Below are 16938 nucleotides of genomic sequence, written 5' to 3'. Positions count from 1 at the left end.
TGCGGGTCAGCGTCGCATCGAATCTGCAGTACTACCACGTCGACTATCGCCAGTTTTCGAACGCCGAAGGCGTGCGGACGTTCTCGCCCGCCGATCCCGCGCTCGACGTGGTCGATGCTCTCCGCGCCGCGGGCACCGCCGACCCCAAACCACCGACCCCCGGCGCAGCACACCACAAGCGGGTCGTCGAGCTCGCCGCCGGCGCTACCGCAATGATCGCGGAATCGACTGGCTCAGGCAGCATTTCGTCGCTGCGCCTCAAATTACCCAACGGGGCCGATCAAGTCCTCAACGGGTTGCGGCTGCGGATCGAGTTCGACGACCGAGCCACGGTGGACTCACCGCTTGGCGAATTCTTCGGCGCCGGATTGGGCGTCAGTGCCGTACGATCGTTGATGTTCGCCACAACCCGACAACCCGACGGATCGGTCTCGTTATCGGATTGGTGGCCAATGCCTTTCGCCCGCGCGGCACGTGTCGCGCTCGTCAATACGACCGCCGATCCAGTTGTGGGTATCGACGCCGATGTCGTGACCGCTCCCGATCCGCAATGGGCGCCCGCGCTAGCCAGCGGCCGCGCCGGCTACTTCAGCGCATATTCACGTGCCGGGCCGACGATCCTCGGTCAGGACTGGTTGTTCGCCGACGAACACGGCCACGGGAAATTCGTCGGCGTCAGCCACACCATCAGAGGCGCCCGCACCAAAACGGGCTACAGCGACGGCGCCCCTTACTTTCTCGAAGGAGCCGAGCGGGTATACACCGACGGTTCCCCGTCGCCCCAGTGGTACGGCACCGGCACCGAGGACTTCTACGAGGGCGGGTGGTATTTCAACAACGGGACCTTATTCAGCGACCCACTGACCGGCCAACCCGATCAACGGACCGCGGCCAGTGGATGCGCAGACTACTGCGTAGCGGTCTACCGGCTGATGCTCGCAGACGCCATCGGCTATCACTCCGCAATCCGCTTCGGGATTGAGCACGGCAAGCGCAACATGGTGCAACCCGACTACAGCTCAACGGCATTCCTCTATACCCAACCAGGCGACACCATTGCGTCCAGCGACGAAATCGACCCAACCGATCTGGTAAGCCGAATCATGCATATCTACACCGATGCCAACGCCGAGGAGCAAACGCTGATCAGCACGTACGAGGGCAGCGACGACACCCGCACGATCGCCGGCTCAGTCCGCGCCACCCGAGCTCCGATCACGTTCGACGCCCAAATCCGCCCCGACAATCGCGGCATCCTGTTGCGTCGCACGTCGGATCAAGCGGCCGGTTATCAATCGGTAAGTGTGGCCGTCGACGGTGTCCCGGCCGGGATCTGGTTACAACCGCGCAGCAACACCTTTCACCGTTGGCTCGACGACACCTACCTCGTGCCCGAATTCCTGACCGCAGGCAAAACTCGGATCACCATCACACTCGCACCCACCCCCAGCGCCCCGGCTTGGACTGCCAGCCGCTACCGCGTCGAAACGCTGACCGGGGCATAGGTAGCGGCACGGCGCCCGCCGGGGACCTGGCAGCCCGGGCCAGCCGGATCAAGGCTGGCCCGGTAGGTTGAACGCGATTCCGGAGTTGCCTGAAGGGAGGCACCGTGGGCAAGATCGCGGCCATGCCCGAGGCCGACCGCGGGTGGATGATCGACACGCTGTTGGCTCTGTTGCAGACCCCGAGCCCATCTGGGCGCACGGACGCCGTGATGCAACTGATCGGCGACATCTTCAACGACTTCGGTGTGCCGTTCTCGTTGACCCGCCGCGGGGCGCTCACCGCCGAACTCCCGGGTGAGTCGAAGAACACCGACCGTGCTCTGGTGGTTCACGCCGACACCATCGGCTGCATGGTGCGCAGGCTCAAGGACAACGGCCGCCTCGAGCTGATTCCGGTCGGCACCTTCTCGGCCCGCTTTGCCACCGGCGCCCGCGTGCGAATCTTCAGCGACGACCCCGACGAGTTCATCACCGGCACGGTGATGCCGCTCAAGGCCAGCGGACACGCCTTCGGCGACGAGATCGACACCCAGCCCACGGACTGGGAGCACGTCGAGGTCCGCATCGATCGCAAGGTTTCGTCGCGGGAAGACCTCGTCCGGCTCGGCTTGAAGATCGGGGACTTTGCCGCGTTTGTCACCAGCCCCGAACTGGCCGCCGACGGCTTCATCGTGTCCCGTCACCTCGACGGCAAGGCAGGCGTGGCCGTGGCGCTGGCACTGGCCAAGAACTTCGCCGAAAACAAGGTCGTGCTGCCGCACCGCACCACGCTCATGGTGACCATTACCGAGGAGGTAGGCCACGGGGCCAGCGATGGCCTGCCCGCCGACGTCGCCGAGCTGGTCTCGGTGGACAACGCGGTGTGCGCGCCCGGCCAGGACTCCATCGAGGATGGCGTGACGATTCCGATGGCCGATCTGCACGGCCCGTTCGACTACCACCTCACCCGCAAGCTCTGCCGGCTCGCCGAGGAGCAGGGCATACCGTTCGCGCGAGATGTGTTCCGGTACTACCGATCCGACGCCGCCGCGGCGATCGAAGCCGGGGCGGGCACGCGCGCCGCGCTGGTCGGCTTCGGGCTCGACGGTAGCCACGGTTGGGAGCGCACCCATATCGAGTCGTTGGAGGCGACGTACAACCTTCTGCATGCCTGGCTGCAGACACCGCTGACGTTCGCCAAGTGGGACGCGAAGCCATCAGGCAAGCTGCGCGACTTCCCGTCGTCGAAACAGCCCGCGCCGACCGAGCAGTGGGTGCCGTTGGCACGCGGCGAGCACGCCGAACCCGGCGATGGGTCGCCAGGCTCGCACTGGCCGCCGTCGTCGGCACCCGAGGCGAGCGACTGACCCTAACCATCGGCGCCGATTTGTACGAGGATGAAGCAATGCGATCTCACGTCGTCCTCGTGACCATGGCCGCGTTGATCGGCCTGGCTGCCCCCGCACACGCCGACCCGAATCCTGATGCCAAGTTTCTTGGCGCGCTCAACACGGCCGGCATCACCTATCACGACGGTCCCGCCGCGATCGCCATCGGCCGGCGGGTATGCGAGTTGATGGACCAGGGCAATCCGCAAGCTGATGTCATTAAGAGCATGACCCAGGAGAACTCCGGATTTACAGATGACGGCGCAACGAAGTTCACCCAAATCTCCGAAAACGTCTTCTGTCCGCAGCACACGTGGGGAATCGTCCCAACGCCCGCGCAGCAACCGTGGTCCCCGCCAATCGATTTCCCATTGCCGGCCCTACCGGCCGCGTTTTAAGCCGATGACCGTCTTCGCCAGTAGTTCCGCACGGTGCCTCGCACCGGTGGCCGTCGGCACGTTCATGCTCGTCCTTGCCGGTTGCTCGCAGCCACCCGGGCCGGTGACACCGCCGGCCGCGGCGGCACCTCCGTCGACGACCATGACGGTCGCGGCTTCGCCGAAGGCGCCGGATGGCGCCCAGCCGCGGCTGGCGTCGGATCCCGCGCAGTTGGCCGACGACTTGGTCGCCGATGAGCACGCGTTGCGTGACCCGTCGACGGGGGAGCCGGCACTGGTCGCGGCAGCCCACCGCCAGCAGGCTGCTTATCGGGCCATCGGGCAACATCCCGAATGGGATGCTGCCACCCGGGCGCGCATCCCGGCGGAGCTCCTCGACGTCTACGACCGCAATGTCGACGCCCGTCGTCAGCTCACCGCGATGACCCCGGTTCGAAGCACGCTGCCCGCATGGCGCATCGTGCCGCCGGCACCCGCCGATCAATTGCTGGGCTTCTACCACCAGGCCGAGGCGGACACCGGTGTCAGCTGGAACTACCTGGCCGCGATCAACCTGGTCGAGACCCGCTTAGGCAGCATCGACGGTGTCAGCACCGCCGACGCGCAGGGGCCGATGCAGTTCCTGCCCGCGACGTTCGCTGCGTACGGACAAGGGGGTGATATCCATTCGCCGCACGACAGCATCATGGCGGCGGGCCGCTATCTCGCCGCCAACAACTTCGCCAACGACCGCGATCACGCCCTCTACCGGTACAACCACGCCAACCAATATGTGCGCGCGGTTGATCAGTACGCCGCGCTGATCGGCGGCGACCCCGCCGCATTCGCCAGCTTCTACCGGTGGGACGTCTATTGCCGGACGACCGCAGGAGATGTGTTGCTGCCCATCGGTTATGCCGCGGCGTCACCGATCCCGGCCGCCGACTACGTCGCGTCCCACCCGCAGTGAGTCAGCTCGGGGTGGGCACCAGGTCTTCGGTGAGAGCCTCGTCGGTCAGCTCTTCGAGCTCTTTGCCTTTGGTCTCCGGCCCGAGCAGGTAGCCGATCACCGTCAGCACCCACAAGCCGGCCAGGGCCAGGTACGGCGTCTGCAGCCCGTAGCGGGTGATGCCCCAGCCGATGATCGTCGGAGCGGCGATGGAGACGACGCGCCCGCCGCCGACCGCGATTCCAAAGCCGGTGCCGCGCAATACCGTTGGAAATAGCTCTGCGATGTAGGTGTCGCCGACGCCCCACAGCCAGCCGAGGGTCGCGATAGCGACCGCTCCGAAGATTTGATAGTGAGCCAGCGAGTCGGAGGTGGCCGCCAGGATTGTCGACGCGACCTCGACGACCGCGGCGAGGATGGCCGAAGGCCGTCGACCTATCCAGTCGGCGAGTGCCGTGCCGAGGTAGGCGAACACGGCTTGCAGCAAGAAGAACACCAAGGCGTAGCGAATCGCCTCGATGGGCGTGGCGTGGAATCTCTTCACGATGTAGGTCGTCAAGAACAACGTCATGCCCCAGTAGCCGACTGCGTTGGCGGTGTAGATCAGCCAGCCCGCGACCAAACGACGCCGCACGCCGGGCAAGCGCCACAGCGGGGGCTTGGGGGTCCCACTGGCGCGGACGTCCACGTAACGATGCGATTCGGTAATACCTTGCCGGACAAGGAACAACACAATGGCCGGGACAATGGCGACGATGAACGCCGATTGCCAACCGAAGTGCGGCACCAATACCAGCGCGACACCCGCAGCAAGGACGTAACCCAGCGAGAAGAGCGAAAAGATAACGCCGCCAACGCCGATCGCGCGGGTCTTGGCGGGCCAGACCTCGGCGGTGTAGGGCGCGCCGACAGCGAGTTCGCCCGCGCCTCCGACTCCGGTGAGGAATCGCAGTCCGGTGAACGCGGCGATGTTGGTGGTGAGTCCGGCGAGGGCAGTCGTGACGCCGTATAGCAGAATCGACGCTCCCAGTGTGGCTTTGCGTCCCCACCGATCGGCCGCTACGCCGAAACCGATGGTGCCGATGGTGTAGCCGAGCAGGAAGATCGAGCCGATGTATCCGGCCTGTGCGTCAGTGATGTGCAGGGTCTGCTTGATCTGGGGTAGCACCAGACCATAGATGTTCACCGCATACGAATCGAATCCGTAGCCCAGGCCCGCTGTCACGGCGACGAACAGCGCCTGCCTGAACGTCACGGGGGAGGATCGGGGGACCTGGACCGGAATGCTGCCGACGCTCAACGCCACGCGTGCACGGTATGCAACAAACGTAGGTCTCCAGAAGAGTCGCAATCGGCGTGATCGGAACGAAGACCGCAACGCTCCTCACAACGCGTTCAGGTCGTTAACATAGCTAATTCATAGCCATGCTAGCTAAATTTCAGGGGTACGACGACGACTATCCGTTCGATAGCCGCACACGGGAAAGGTGATCGTCATGACCCTGAAGAACATGATCAGCGCGGGTGCAATTGCTGGCGCAATGAGTCTGTCGGCAATTGGACTGGCCGGTGCCGCCAACGCCGCGCCGGCGCCACAGCCTGCACCGAGCACCGTTCAGCATGCGCAACTGGTCCATTGGGGTGGCGGCGGTCGTGGACCCGGTTGGGGCGGCCGCGGCTTCGGCGGACGCGGTTGGGGCGGCCCCGGTTTTCGTCCCGGTTGGGGTGGACCCGGTCCGATCGGGTGGGGCGGTCCGCCGGTTCCGCCGTGCCTGATCGGGCTATGTATCTGAGTCCAACCCAACGCGGCAACTGCCTACTCGCTCCTAGGGGAGTGAGTAGGCAGCCCGCGCTCAGCTTCCGGCGCTGAGGATTTTGATCGCGAAGATCAGGCTGTCGCCCTTCTGGATTCCGGCCTGGGGCTGACCTTCGGGGTAGCCGTCCGCTGAGGCCATCGCGACGCCGACGGTGGAGCCGACCTTTTGTCCGGAGATCGCTTTCTGAAAGCCCGGCACCACTCCGTCGAGCGGGAATTGGGCCGGTGTGCCGCGGTCGTAGGCACTGTCGAACACTTTGCCGTCGCGTCCGTTGACACCCATGTAGCAGACAGAGACCGTGGCGTTGGGTGCCACAACCGGTCCATCTCCGGCATGCAGCGTGTGTACCGCGGTCTCGGTGACACTGAACGGCGTCGTGACGGTGACTCGCGGCGCGGCAGTATCTGTGGAGCCGGTCACCGCGACGCTGCCGGTTGCCCCGCTCAGGGTCCAGTCCGGCGTTCCGCCGTCAGCCGGCGCCTGGGTCGGGCAGCTGCTGTCTGCGGTCGCGGGTGGGGGCGAGGCCGGCGACGCGGCTTCAGTGAAAGCAGACACGCTGGTCGAGGATGTGCCTTTTGACGAAGCCGGCTTGTCGGAGCTGCACGCGGCAAGCGTCATGACAGCCGATGCCGCACAGACAACGAGCCCGACCGAGAAATACGTACGCAAGAAGTTCACGGTCGTCACGCTACAGTCGCCGGTTTCGCACGATGTCTCGGAGTAGAGCTCAGCGCCCCCGTTCACCTTCGACGATCGCTAGTAGGTGAGTCCGGACAGTTCGTATGCCACGGCGTCGAATGCCCGCAGCGTGTCTAACAGCGCGTGCGGGTCCTGAGACTGCGGTTGCGTGGACAACTTGGTGGCGACCACCTCCGCGGCACGATTGATGTAGATCATCTGTCCGCACATGCCTTGGCATAAAACAACATTCGTACCGGAATAGGGGAGCCACACTTGGTTGCGGTACATTCCGCCGGGCATTCGCGTGTCGTCGGGGCTCGCGGCGAACGCCCGACGTGAGTCCGGCCCGCCGTCGAGAGTATCGGCGACCCAGGCGGCCGGCACCGCTTGCCGACCGGTCAACGAGACGCCGTCGCGCAAGAACAGCGAGCCGAATCGGATCATGTCGGTAAGACATGCGCTGATGCCGCCGTCGAAAAATCCGGTGCCGACCCTGTCTACGCCGATGTCGGCATCACACTGGGCACCGATGCGGCTCCACAGCAGTTCCGACATCAGTTCGGGCATCGGTCGGCCGCCGACGGCCTCGCAGATCCAGCCGAGTACATCCGTTTCACACGAGCGATATTCGAACGGGCCGCCGTGAGCCGACTTCTGTCGGAGGGTCAGCAAGAAGTCACGCATCGTCGAGGGACCGTCTGGGCTCATTTTCGGCGCCCACCCGATCGCCTGATCAAGGAGGTGTATCTCCGCGGCCTCGTCGCCGTAATTCTCCGAGAAGGCGATACCCGACCTCATATCCAACAGGTGTCGCACCGTCGCACCGGCGTAGCCGCACCTCGCCAGATCAGGAACGAATGCTGTGACCGGCGCGTCAAGCTCGATCGCACCGGCTCCGTTCAGCACACCCACCACGGCCGCCACCAGCGACTTACTCACCGAAAAGAGTAGGTGCCGAGTCTGGGCGCCCAAGCCGTCGAGATACTCCTCGGCGACCAGGGTCCCGCGGTGGGCGATGGCCCACCCATCGGTCGCGGTGGTGGCCATTACCGCACCAACGGTGGAGGCACTCCCGTCAGTGATCGTCACCTGTACGTCGGCCACCGGCGCACTGGCTGCGGGTAACGCCGCGGCAGGCTCGGTCCCGCGCGAGATGACCGCGGTCGGCACCATATCTTCGACGTGCTGAAACGACCAATGCGCATATGGCGCCGACAGCCAGTTGTTTAGTGAGATACCGGCTGGGACTTCGCCGTTGCTCACGCCCGTGCGACGAGCCGCGAGACGATCGGCGTGGCCGGTGTGAGGGGAGTCGAGGCGAACTGCGCCTTGATGCCTTTGACCCAGCGCCGACAGCGGTCGGTGAGCTGGTAGTCGTCGGTCTGCAGGTGCCCGCGGGTGACAAGTACGCCGAGCTGGGCGCCCTCGCAACGTAAGTCGCCGGGCGCCGCGACGCGCATGTAGAAAGCCTCGGATTCGTCGAGCAGCGTGGCCCAGTCGGTGCCCGGGCGCGCAAAGGAGGCGCGCCCGTCGTCGTCGATGCGCCACACGCCCGTGCGCGGGGTCGCGGTGAAGAGCTCCACGTCCGGCGCAGTCTCCGAAATGATCAGCTGACCCCAGACCTCGTCGTCGCCATAACCGCGCTCCCAACGCGCGTTGATCTCATCGATATCGACCTCGTACTCCACGTCCATGTATTCGAGCAGGTGAAACAGGAACAGCGGCATGTCGGCGTAAGCCTCAGTGGTCAAGTTCGTCATCGGGCTCGCGCCGCTGAGGCGCGGGTTCACCTCGCCGAGATAGAGCTCGTCGGAATCCAGGTCGCGCAACAGGTCCACTTCGAAGTAGCCGCGGTAGCCCTCGCGGCGCAGAATGTCGCCCAGCTTTCGAACCATCTCTCGCGCGGCATGCTTCTTCGCGGGCGGCAGCACCTCGCGCCAGACGTCATTGCCGCACCAGCCGCCCTTGCTCGGAGTCAGCTCCGGGTAGCCGACGAGGCTCGTCATCGCCGGCCCGATCACAGTGCCGTGACGGGTCACGGTGCCCTCGATGCATACCTCAACATTGCGGATGCGCTTCATGACCTTGACTTCCCCCTCGACCAGGTCGCCCGCGCAATGGTCCCAATCCTGCTGGCCGCGCACAAAAAACACCGTGCTGCCGGCATCGCCATACGCGGCCTCGACGACGAGGTCATCTCCCAGACCGGCGCCTTGCGCGAGCGCCGTCAGGTCGTCGTAAGAACCGGCCCGCCCGATCGCGTGAGGGACGCTGGGCACGCCCGCTTCGTCGGCTAGGCGCGTCATGACGATCTTGGAGCCCAGGCGGTGGCGAAGCTCCGCCGGCGGGTGCATGACATTGAGCTTCGCCTGGCGCGCGAGCGCCTGGGTCTCCTCGTCAAGCATCACAAAGCAGGCCTTACCACCGGGGCCTCGTCGGGCGATGAACTCAAGCGTCTCGGGATCACCCAGGAGGTGGTTGCACACATCTCCCATGCAGTCGAAATCAATGCGGTCGCGGCGGCGGGGCACGAACACGCGCGAATGTACGCCCTCGAAAGAGTCAAAATAGTTCAGGTAGAAGAAGTTCCGCACCCAGCGGTCGATGCCGAGCAGATTGAACGGAGTGGGGGAGATGAAGTACAGCGGCACGGTGTTGGTGTGAAAGAACGCGCGAATGTCCGAAATGCCGTTCAGCACGCGGCGCGGCTCGGGCTCAGATCCGCCCGCGGGAACGGTCACGCTGACCGCAATGACGTCGGCGCCAGCATTCTGCGCAACAACTGCTGCGCGGGCAGGCCCACTTTGGCGATGGTGAAACCACTTAACTCCACTCGATAAGTGTGCGCCCTGCCCATGGTTGTTGTCGCGGTCAAAACAAGTCGGCGCGCGTGGTCTTCGAAGAGGCGCTCAGCGGCTATCTGAACCACTCCGAACATCTAGTTGTCGAATGGCCGCCGGTCCCGCTGAGAGACCGCGTGGCCTAAGGCGTTGCGGGACAACCGAAAATGCAGCTCTTATCGCGTCCGGTATTGCGCTGCGCTAGCGGCCGAGGGGGTCCGAATGCGGTTTACCGCCTACCGGTCGTGGCCTGTGCGACGGGTGCGAGCAACGGCACGCCGCCGCGCAGGCGGATCGCGCCGGGCAGGTCGAAACCGCACTGGCGCTTGGCCATCTCGTTGCCGTCGATCGTGATAGCGCCGGTGACCGTGCACTTGCCGGTCTCGATCGCTGTCAGTCGAGCCTGACTGATTACACAACGCACCGCGACGATCTTGAAGGCGATGCTCAGCTCGACTTCGAGTGTCCCGGCCGACATGCCATCGATGAACAGTTGCACCGTCGATGTGTGGCTTGACTTGATCTGATGTGTCGCCAGTTCGACTTTCTCCTTGGTGCCCTGCGCGTCGCGCGTGCGACGTGCGGCGTCGGTGAGGGCGTCGTACTTTTGCCATCCGCCGATGAGCAAGTCGAACACATCCGTTGACAGAAGCCCATTCGCCTCGCGCGCGACTTCACTTTCCGCGAGAGACCGGACGCCGGGGTAGCCCGCGACGAGAGTGTTGAGAGCGCCCCGCTCGTGCAGGGCCCCAGCGAGCGCATCGGCGGGCGCCCGAGATTGTCCGCCAAACAGGAGGTCCCGTGCGGTCGCGGTCTCATTCAGCTGGGATGTGTCCATCATTTACCTCTTCGACAGTTAGGGCGCCGGCACCCGAATGGGTTTCCAGTCGTAGGGCATGGGTGGATTCGCCTGGGTCGGGTGTCTGACGCACCGTGACCAGTGGTGGGCCGGCCAGGCGAGACACCGCGTGGACGGGTGGCGGCTTGAGTATGTGGTGGACGGACCCGAGCAGAGCTACGGCGACGGCAATCAATACAAGCGCCCACCAGTAAGACGTCAAGGTCCTGGTGGCGGCGCCGTCCCGGTGGTGGGTGGTCACCGTGGTGGTGGAGGGCACGGGAGGGAGTTCCGTTGAACTGGTGACAGGGACAACGGGCGTGACCTTGGACCCGGACCCCGTGGTCGTCACAGTGCTTGTCACCGTGAAGGTTTGGTGGTCGGTGATGTCAGGGTGGTTGCGGCAGGATGCGACTACGGTGTGGTAACCAACGGACGCTTCGGCCGGGACGCTGATTTGCCCGCTGAATGTGCCGGATGAGCCGTGGCCCCGCACGTCACTGTCAAAGGCAATGTCGACACTGTCGGTGCCGTCGCCGCACGCGAACCCGGTACCCTTCGCTTGCAGTTGTGAGCCGGGTGGCCCATTGCCAGGATCGATTGTGAGGGAAGGTTTCTCGACGACTGTGAACGGGCTCGAGGCGAACATTTTTCCGTTGCACGTTGCGCTCACTTTGTGCGGACCCGTAGCCGCATCCGCAGGAACAGTGAGGTTGGCTGTTGTGGTGCCTTTGTCCACGTTCACGGGCGGATTGCTGTCCCATGCGAGCGTAATCGGCTCCGAATGGCACGGCACTGACCCTGTAACTGTGGCAGAGAACGTCGTGCCCGGAGCGCCGTGATCACGGGAAAGCCTGACTGCAGGGGCAATCAGCTGGCGCAGCTGCGGGGACTGGCTGGTAGTCACTGCCGGCGACGGGACCGGCGATCTGTTCGGTACCGGGGCCGGTGTGGTGGTGAAGGAAGGGTCAGGCCCAGGCGGGGGATCGCCCCAAGCCGGCGCCGCTGCCACGCATAACATTGCCAACGCGGCGGCGTTTGCCATCGCCAGCGCGAATACCGCAGCGTTACGAGAGCGGCGAGACCATGCACATCTCATGCCAAGTCCTCTCGCCGTATCGCTACCGGCGATTCTTGTCAGGTCCGAGCACAGCGACGTGAGTAGTCCACTACTTAAATTTGTGACCTTTTCCGGAACGCCACGAGCAGATCGGCAACGGCCTCGGGAGATACGTTCAGCGACAGCGCAATTAGTGCACGACACGGTAATCTTGCATATTCAATTGCTGCGAAAATCCTGATCTGCTGGCGAGAGCGGATAGGCGCACGTCGTCGGCCGCTTCTCGGATCGCCTCGGCGGCGTTATCGGCATGGCCGGTGCGTCAGGCGTTTAGCCTTTTGTGATGGCGTCGAGTGTGTCGGGAAAGGTCGCGTTCATTACTGGCGGCGCGTCCGGTATCGGCGCCGCGCTAGCGGCCGAGTTGGCCCGACGGGGCGCTGATGTGTGGATCGCCGATCGACAAATCGGCGAGTCGCAGGAGTTGGCGCGGCAGCTCAATGAAGCTGGCGGGCAAGCGCATGCGATTGAGCTCGATGTGCGTAGCTATCCTGACTTCGAACGCGCAGTCGGCGTGGCCGTACGGCATTCCGGGCGGATCGATTACCTGTTCAACAACGCCGCCATCGGCGTTGCCGGTGAAATCGATTCTTACGCGCTCGAGGACTGGAACGACGTCTTTGATGTGAACGTGCACGGGGTGGTCCATGGCATTCAAGCGGTTTATCCGGTCATGATCCGGCAACGCAGCGGCCAGATCGTGAATACAGCGTCGATGGCCGGTCTGGTCGCCACCGCAAGTCAAGCAAGCTACTCGGCGACCAAACACGCCGTTGTCGCGATCTCGAAGACGTTGCGGCTCGAAGCGGAGCGGCACAGCGTGCAAGTCTCGGTGCTGTGTCCGGGTGCGGTCCGCACACCGGCCATCACCGGTGGCAAGTACGGGCGGACCCACCGCTACAGCGATGAGGGCCTGCGCGCCATGGCGGAACGAGGGCGTCCGATCAGTCCCGAGAAGTTCGCCAAGCGCGCCATTCGAGCGGTGCTGCGTGGCGACGCCATCATCGTGATTCCGGCGTGGTGGAAAGCGTGGTGGTATTTGGAGCGGCTATCACCGACGCTGTCGATGAGATTCGCAAAGATCGTCATGCTCAAGCCAATGCGCGCAATTGAGGCGAGCGACTGAACTTCCTCTGACTGCGGGTTGGGCTATCTTCCAAGGTCCGGGCGGGCTTGCAGCTCAGGCGCGGCGGCGGCGAGGATCTTCGCGCGGTCGCCGTCCAGCGGGGGATAGATCCGTTCTGTGTTGATGACGCGCTTGGTGGCCTTGGCCTGGGCGCCGTGCGCCGCCACCTGCCGATCCCAGCCTTCGGTATACAACGCACCCGCCGGTCCCAGGTCGAGAACAGTTACATACCAAGGAATCCGAAGCGCAAGCATCGGTTCACCCAGTAGGTCGCTCACGACGTTGTAGCCCGCGTACCGGCCCATCGGCCGTCCGTGCTGACACGACATCACCGACAGGTGCTGATCGTCCATCTTCGCCGCCGCAACATCCCCGGCAGCAAAGACGCCTGGCACGCCGACCACCTGGAGATAGTCATCGACCGTCAGACGCCCCAGCCGATCACGCTCGGTCCCGAATAGCGCAGTCACAGCGTTGGCCCGCATGCCGGCGCACCACACGACCGTGGCGGCTGCCACTCGCTGGCCGTTGGACAGCGTCACGCCCTCGGCGTCGAGGGACGTGACACCAACGCTGGTCAGCGCCTCTACACCGTTATCGGCCAGCGCCGCTTCGATCAGCGGACGCGCGGAGTCGCCCATATCGGAGCCGACGAACGGGTTGCGGTCGATCAGCAGCACTCTTGGCGTGTACCCGTTACGGCCGGAAAACAGCTCGGCGATCCTGCCGGGGAGCTCGCAAGCGGCCTCTATTCCGGTCAATCCCGCTCCAACAACCACTGCGGTCGCCGCGCCAGGCGTAGGCGGGCCATCGGCCAGCGACGCGAGATGCCGACTCAGTCTCATCGCCTGGTCGTAGGTGTCGACGTCGAAGCCGAATTCGCGTAAGCCCGGTAGGTCGGGTCTGGCCACAGAACTGCCCAGCGCAACCACCAGCCGGTCATAGTCCTGAAGGCCGAATCCGTCAGAGCCCGAGAACACTACGGTGCGTGCGGCGGTGTCGATCGCCGTGACCTCGGCGGTGATATGTGCAACACCGACCGGATCCAACACGGTGCTCAGCGGGATGCGGCACTCGCTCAGATCGGACTCGTAGTTGCGCACCCGGATGTCGTGGAACGGCTGCGAACTGATGACGGTCACACATACATCGCGCGCGGGGATATGCAGTTCGTCGAGTCGACGTGCCGCCGCGACCGCGGCCCACAGGCCCGCGAAGCCGGAGCCGAGTACGACGACATTCTTCACGGCCGTACCTTACTCAACTACCGGCGGTTACGGCGGAGATGGCGGACGGCAAGGCTGGGGACAGGGCGCGTCAGCGGTGTATCCAAAGATGTGGCCCAACAACCCAACACGCCATCGCTTACCGGTAATTCTCCATATTCCATCCCGCCGTATTCCTCCTGAGGGAGGCGCGCACGCGCGGTCGCGCGACGCGGGGGAGCGGCCTGGGCGTCGCCGCCCCGCGCAAGCAGATTGATGCCTCGGTGTTGACCGACTTATCCCATAATCGCCCGCGCCGCGCGCTCTGCGATGAGCATGACCGGCGCGTTGGTGTTGCCGGAGATGATGGTGGGCATCGCCGACGCATCGACCACTCGAAGGCCGGCGACGCGATACACGCGGCAGTCGGTGTCGAGCACCGTGGCGGCCGACCGCGGCCGACCGCGGGCGTCAAAGGCTCCCATCGCGCAGGTGCCCACCGGGTGGAAAATAGTCGTACCGAGTTCACCGGCCGCCTTCCGCAGCTCTTCGTCGCTCACCAATTGCGGGCCGGGAAGCAACTCTTGCGGGCGGTAACGGGCCAGAGCTGGCGCCGCCATGATCTGCCGGGTCATCCGGAGACCCTTCACCGCGGTTTGACGATCGGCGTCAGTCGACAGGTAGTTGCAGAAAATCTTCGGGTTGGTCAGTGGATCTGCACTGGCCATGCGCACATGGCCACGCGAGCTGGGTCGCAAATTGCAGACCGAGGGAGTGATCGCTCCGAAGGGGTGCAGGGGTTCGCCGAACTTCGGCAAAGACAAGGGCTGCACATGCCACTCCAAATCGGGACTTCCTAGCGCGGGGTCGCTCTTGGTGAAAGCCCCAAGGGTGGACGGCGGCATGGTCATAGGCCCCGATCGCAACAGCAGATACTGAAGTCCCATGCCCGCACGGGTGATCCAATTCCGGTACAGCGTGTTGACGGTGGGGGCACCCCGGATCCGGTAGATCGTTCGAATCTGCAGGTGGTCCTGGAGGTTTTCGCCCACTCCTGGCAGATCGACGGCCACCGGCACGTGATGCTGGGCAAGCAGACCAGCCGGGCCCAGACCCGAGACTTGCATCAGGTGCGGCGAGCCAATAGCTCCGGCGCTCAGGATCACCTCCCGGCGGGCCCGGACGTCGATGATTTGGCCACCTCTGAGCAGCCGCAGGCCGGTGACGCGTTGCTGCGCCGTGGTCCAGGCACCGCGACGCTGATCCTCATGGACCTGGTCGTCCATCAGGAGCCGCAAGGCCTGCGTCTGCGTGTAGACGGTGAGATTGGGTCGGTGGGCGATGGGATGCAAGAAAGCATCAGCCATCGACCAGCGGCGGCCACGACGTTGGTTGACATGAAAGTACGCACTGCCGGCGTTGTCGCCCCGGTTGAACTCATCGATTGGGGCAATTCCCATTTGAGCAGCTGCGGCCTGCCAGGCATCCAAGATCTTCCAGCGCACACGAGGCCGCTCGACGCGGATCTCACCACCGACGCCGTGCCACTCGTCGGCGCCGCCGAAGTAGTCTTCCAACTTTTTATAGATCGCCAGCGTCTCGCCTGGACAGTCCGAACCACCCCAAAGCCACCTCTCGTCACCGGTAGCCTGCGCCCACAGGTTGTAGTCGCTCGCCTGTCCGCGCATGTGGATCATCGCGTTGATCGACGAGCAACCTCCGATCACCCGGCCCCGAGCGTAGTGAATGCTGCGGCCGGCCAGGCCGGGGTCGGCCTCAGTCGTGAAGCACCAATCGGTGCGGGGGTTGGCGATTGTGTACAGATAGCCCACCGGCACCCTGATCCAGAACCAGTCATCTCTGCCACCGGCCTCGATCAGGAGCACACGGCTATCAGGGTTGGCGGTGAGCCGATTGGCGAGCAGGCAGCCGGCGCTGCCTGCTCCCACGATGATGAAGTCGAATTCGTCGACCGGGCTCATTCCGGTATCGGCCCTCCAGGCGTCGGATGCGTGTCCCAGTGTGCGCCCAGCGACTAACGGAGTTGCAGAACACCCTCCTCGGCCTGTTTGCCAGCGCGGAGCAGCCGTCGACCTTTGACGTTACATGTAACGTTGCGGTATGGCGGTGAGAGAACGGGTCGGCGAGTACCGACGGCGGATGAGGGAGCGCGGTCTCCGGCCACTGCAGGTCTGGGTACCTGACATGCGAACCGAGAGTTTTGCCGCCGAGGCACATCGCCAGGCGTCGTTGGTCGCACGAGCAGACGAGAGCGGCGATGACCAAGAATTCGTTGAGGCGATCTCGACACCTTGGGACGAGGAGTGAACCGAGGGGAGATTTGGACTGTAGCAAGGGGCGTCTACACGACGAAGCCACGTCCGGCTGTGGTCGTCCAGGATGACCTCTTTGACGCCACGAGTTCAGTGACGGTTGCTCCGATGACCAGCACACTGTTGGATGCGCCACTGATGCGCATTCGCATAGCAGGCGGCAACGAGCGGCTTTCAGGACTCGACCACGACAGTGACGTGATGATCGACAAGCTCACAACCGTCAGAAGGTCGAACGTCCATGCCCGCGTTGGCCGGCTGACGGCCGAGCAAGTAGTCGAGGTCGAGCGGGCAATGATGGCATTTCTTGGCCTTGCCCGGTAAGTGAAAACCGTTGCGCAGCAGTACAAACGCCTTCGCTAAGTTGACATAATGTAGCTTATCGGCAAAAGGATGAGCTGGGGCGATTCCGCGCAAGGCCCGACTCTGCTCGTCAACGGGACTCTTGGCGCGTTCGATGAATGCTTGAGTTCCGGCCGCTGCGTGGTTTCACCGCGTACTCGGCGCCGGGTGGTACGCCCAAATCGACGGACGCCGAGACGACGCCCGCACCACACGAACCTTCATCGGGGTCGTTCGAACGCCGGTCCCCTCGTGGCGGCCGGTGCCACCGCCAATACGTCACAGTGACGAAAGTTGCGGTCCCGCAAGGGTGTTGACGACGACAGCAACGGCGGTGCTTGGATCGGATTGAGACCTGGATCGGTTTTGCGTACCCGCGCGAATAGCTTGTTGGACGCGCGCACCGGGAGGTGCTGTACGGTCGATCCAACAGTATTACTG

At 64.4% G+C, this 16938-nt stretch carries 16 protein-coding genes; 8 read left to right on the top strand and 8 right to left on the bottom strand.

The annotated features are described in order from the left end of the window. From WAN02_RS11280 to WAN02_RS11265, 4 genes are all read left to right on the top strand, one after another. On the top strand, positions 1-1505 hold a 1505-nt coding region (locus tag WAN02_RS11280), incomplete at its 5' end, for a glycoside hydrolase family 172 protein (protein WP_422264251.1). A 104-nt stretch (positions 1506-1609) separates the two neighbouring features. Next, complete coding sequence (locus tag WAN02_RS11275; RefSeq protein ID WP_422264250.1) at positions 1610-2851, top strand: osmoprotectant NAGGN system M42 family peptidase; 1242 nt, start codon at positions 1610-1612, stop codon at positions 2849-2851. A gap of 38 nt (positions 2852-2889) precedes the next feature. After that, positions 2890-3270, top strand: a complete 381-nt coding sequence (locus WAN02_RS11270; protein WP_422264249.1) for a DUF732 domain-containing protein — start codon at positions 2890-2892, stop codon at positions 3268-3270. Between the two features lie 4 nt (positions 3271-3274). Next, positions 3275-4219, top strand: a complete 945-nt coding sequence (locus tag WAN02_RS11265; protein ID WP_422264247.1) for a transglycosylase SLT domain-containing protein — start codon at positions 3275-3277, stop codon at positions 4217-4219. Between the two features lies 1 nt (position 4220). On the opposite strand, the gene WAN02_RS11260 is transcribed toward WAN02_RS11265, so the two are convergent. Next, positions 4221-5453: an MFS transporter gene (locus tag WAN02_RS11260; protein WP_422264253.1), complete on the bottom strand. Its 1233-nt coding sequence runs from the start codon at positions 5451-5453 to the stop codon at positions 4221-4223. Between the two features lie 241 nt (positions 5454-5694). On the opposite strand from WAN02_RS11260, the gene WAN02_RS11255 reads away from it, so the two are divergent. After that, positions 5695-5991 (top strand): hypothetical protein, encoded by a 297-nt coding sequence (locus tag WAN02_RS11255; protein WP_422264246.1) that lies wholly within the window; start codon positions 5695-5697, stop codon positions 5989-5991. Between the two features lie 60 nt (positions 5992-6051). On the opposite strand, the gene WAN02_RS11250 is transcribed toward WAN02_RS11255, so the two are convergent. The 5 genes from WAN02_RS11250 to WAN02_RS11230 form a co-directional block, all read right to left on the bottom strand. After that, positions 6052-6693, bottom strand: coding sequence for an FKBP-type peptidyl-prolyl cis-trans isomerase (locus WAN02_RS11250; protein ID WP_422264245.1), 642 nt, complete (start codon positions 6691-6693; stop codon positions 6052-6054). A gap of 78 nt (positions 6694-6771) precedes the next feature. After that, entirely contained in the window at positions 6772-7869 is a 1098-nt protein-coding gene (locus WAN02_RS11245) for a serine hydrolase domain-containing protein (protein WP_422264252.1), read from the bottom strand. Positions 7870-7955: 86 nt separating this feature from the next. Beyond that, entirely contained in the window at positions 7956-9437 is a 1482-nt protein-coding gene (locus WAN02_RS11240; protein WP_422264244.1) for a biotin carboxylase, read from the bottom strand. A gap of 328 nt (positions 9438-9765) precedes the next feature. Beyond that, positions 9766-10374 (bottom strand): hypothetical protein, encoded by a 609-nt coding sequence (locus tag WAN02_RS11235; protein ID WP_422264243.1) that lies wholly within the window; start codon positions 10372-10374, stop codon positions 9766-9768. Further along, on the bottom strand, positions 10352-10654 hold the full coding sequence (locus WAN02_RS11230; RefSeq protein WP_422264242.1) for a hypothetical protein: 303 nt from the start codon (positions 10652-10654) through the stop codon (positions 10352-10354). Before WAN02_RS11230 ends, WAN02_RS11235 begins: the two co-directional genes overlap by 23 nt. A 1123-nt stretch (positions 10655-11777) precedes the next feature. Between WAN02_RS11230 and WAN02_RS11225 the strand changes: the two genes are divergently transcribed. Beyond that, positions 11778-12617 carry an SDR family NAD(P)-dependent oxidoreductase gene (locus WAN02_RS11225; protein WP_422264241.1) on the top strand — a complete coding sequence of 280 codons (840 nt, stop codon included), beginning with the start codon at positions 11778-11780 and terminating at the stop codon, positions 12615-12617. Positions 12618-12640: 23 nt separating this feature from the next. On the opposite strand, the gene WAN02_RS11220 is transcribed toward WAN02_RS11225, so the two are convergent. Both WAN02_RS11220 and WAN02_RS11215 read right to left on the bottom strand, forming a co-directional pair. After that, positions 12641-13864: an NAD(P)/FAD-dependent oxidoreductase gene (locus WAN02_RS11220; protein ID WP_422264240.1), complete on the bottom strand. Its 1224-nt coding sequence runs from the start codon at positions 13862-13864 to the stop codon at positions 12641-12643. A gap of 254 nt (positions 13865-14118) precedes the next feature. Then, positions 14119-15804: a GMC family oxidoreductase gene (locus tag WAN02_RS11215; protein ID WP_422264239.1), complete on the bottom strand. Its 1686-nt coding sequence runs from the start codon at positions 15802-15804 to the stop codon at positions 14119-14121. A gap of 139 nt (positions 15805-15943) precedes the next feature. Between WAN02_RS11215 and WAN02_RS11210 the strand changes: the two genes are divergently transcribed. Further along, on the top strand, positions 15944-16150 hold the full coding sequence (locus WAN02_RS11210) for an antitoxin MazE-like protein (protein WP_422264238.1): 207 nt from the start codon (positions 15944-15946) through the stop codon (positions 16148-16150). After that, positions 16147-16479: a type II toxin-antitoxin system PemK/MazF family toxin gene (locus tag WAN02_RS11205; RefSeq protein WP_422264237.1), complete on the top strand. Its 333-nt coding sequence runs from the start codon at positions 16147-16149 to the stop codon at positions 16477-16479. The genes WAN02_RS11210 and WAN02_RS11205 overlap by 4 nt, the downstream gene beginning before the upstream one ends. The last annotated feature ends 459 nt before the right edge of the window (positions 16480-16938 follow it).

This window comes from Mycobacterium sp. (assembly GCF_049281135.1).
In the GTDB taxonomy this organism is placed as follows: Bacteria; Actinomycetota; Actinomycetes; order Mycobacteriales; family Mycobacteriaceae; genus Mycobacterium.
Note: the sequence above shows the minus strand (reverse complement) of the source record. Positions and strands in the feature narration are given on the sequence as shown.

Excerpts from the sequence above, each read along its gene's own strand:
- WAN02_RS11235 (WP_422264243.1), bottom strand. The coding sequence starts at position 10,374 with ATGGACACATCCCAGCTGAATGAGACCGCGACCGCACGGGACCTCCTG.
- WAN02_RS11225 (WP_422264241.1), top strand. The coding sequence starts at position 11,778 with ATGGCGTCGAGTGTGTCGGGAAAGGTCGCGTTCATTACTGGCGGCGCG.
- WAN02_RS11210 (WP_422264238.1), top strand. The coding sequence starts at position 15,944 with ATGGCGGTGAGAGAACGGGTCGGCGAGTACCGACGGCGGATGAGGGAG.
- WAN02_RS11245 (WP_422264252.1), bottom strand. The coding sequence starts at position 7,869 with ATGGTGCCGACCGCGGTCATCTCGCGCGGGACCGAGCCTGCCGCGGCG.
- WAN02_RS11255 (WP_422264246.1), top strand. The coding sequence starts at position 5,695 with ATGACCCTGAAGAACATGATCAGCGCGGGTGCAATTGCTGGCGCAATG.
- WAN02_RS11215 (WP_422264239.1), bottom strand. The coding sequence starts at position 15,804 with ATGAGCCCGGTCGACGAATTCGACTTCATCATCGTGGGAGCAGGCAGC.
- WAN02_RS11265 (WP_422264247.1), top strand. The coding sequence starts at position 3,275 with ATGACCGTCTTCGCCAGTAGTTCCGCACGGTGCCTCGCACCGGTGGCC.
- WAN02_RS11270 (WP_422264249.1), top strand. The coding sequence starts at position 2,890 with ATGCGATCTCACGTCGTCCTCGTGACCATGGCCGCGTTGATCGGCCTG.